At 67.1% G+C, this 1,410-nt stretch carries 1 protein-coding gene and 1 pseudogene; both read right to left on the reverse strand.

Annotation, left to right across the window (positions count from 1 at the left end):
- Positions 1–54: 54 nt before the first annotated feature.
- Entirely contained in the window at positions 55–1,071 is a 1,017-nt protein-coding gene (locus tag DBR22_RS10315; RefSeq protein WP_108598943.1) for a magnesium and cobalt transport protein CorA, read from the reverse strand.
- A pseudogene (locus tag DBR22_RS23820) lies at positions 1,068–1,410 on the reverse strand (hypothetical protein); the annotation flags it as partial. The pseudogene DBR22_RS23820 and the gene DBR22_RS10315, both read right to left, overlap by 4 nt.

A 1,410-nucleotide genomic window follows, 5' to 3' on the forward strand; every position in this document is an offset into this window, starting at 1 on the left:
CTGTACCGGCGGCAGGAGCCCTGCCTGCCGGGCAAACGAGTCTATGTGGACAACCTAGATCCACTTGTTGTGCTTGAACGTCCAGTACAGGCCCAGTCCCATGGCGAGCATCAGGCCGAGGGCAAACGGGTAGCCGAAAACCCAGTCGAGCTCCGGCATGGTGCTGAAGTTCATGCCGTAGATGGTGCCAACCAGGGTAGGGGCGAAGAGGATGGCTGCCCAGGACGAAATGCGTTTGACCTGCTCGTTCTGGGCAAAACTTGATTCGGTGAGCTTGCGCATCTCGTCGTTCTGCCGCTGGGCCACCAGGGCTGCGTTGACGGCGAGGGCGTTCTGCAGCAGCGCCCTGAAGGACGCCACCCGTTCGTTGAGCCGGATGGCGTGGTCCAGGACGTCACGGAGGTGGTCACGCAGTTCGTCGGCGAGCGCACGGTCAGGCGTGCCGGTGAGCAGCCCCTGCAGGATGGGGACCAGCGGTCCGATGGCGCGCTGGAACGTGATGACCTGGCGGGAGAGTTCGTAGATCCGGCGGGACACGTCCGGATCTGCGCCGAAGAGGTCGTCCTCGATCTCGTCCACGTCGTTTTCCAGGCCGGCGGCAACGGGCTCGTACTCGTCCACCACCTGGTCCAGGATGGCGTAGAGCACCGCGTCCGGCCCGAGTGCCAGGAATTCGGGCATGCCTTCCATCCTGCGGCGCACCCTGGCCAGGTCCGGCGACTCGGCATGCCGGACGGTCACCACGTAGTCAGGCCCGACGAAAACGTGGATCTCGCCGAAGTCCACCTTTTCGACGTCGTCGAGGTAGCGGGCGGGCCGCAGCACCAGGAAGACGCACTCGCCGTAGTGCTCAAGTTTGGCGCGCTGGTGGCCGGTCAGGGCATCCTCGACGGCGAGCGCGTTGAGATCGAACTCTTCGGCGACCGACCGCAGTTCCTCGGCGTCCGGGCGGTACAGGCCGATCCATGCCATCCCCTCGCGCTGCCGCAGGACGAAGTACGTCTCGTCCAGGCTCTCTGGGTCTTCTGTCCGCCGCCCGTCCACGTACACGGCGTTGTCGATGATGGTCACGGCCGCCCTCCTCCTGGCACAGCGGCCGAAGGTTCGCGCCCCGCACTGCGTTCGCCCTCCACGCCGCGCGGCTGGCCGTCGCCGCCGCGCTCCAGACCGAGCAGCCGGCCGTCCTCGCCGCGCGGCACGCCTCCCGCGCCGTCCCGTTCGCGCTCCCAGTCATCCAGGAGGGCGGGCAGCCTGGCATTGAGGAACCGGTAGAAGCGGCCCATCTCCGTCACCCGCGACTCCGCCCGGGACCCCGCCGGCAGGGCCTCGGCGATGGCGTCCGTCAGCACGGCGAGGCTTTGGTATCTGGTGTTGCTGCGCATGGAGGCGATGTACCACTGGTCGTCATGA

It is taken from the genome of Arthrobacter sp. HMWF013 (genome assembly GCF_003061105.1).
Classification (GTDB): domain Bacteria; phylum Actinomycetota; class Actinomycetes; order Actinomycetales; family Micrococcaceae; genus Arthrobacter.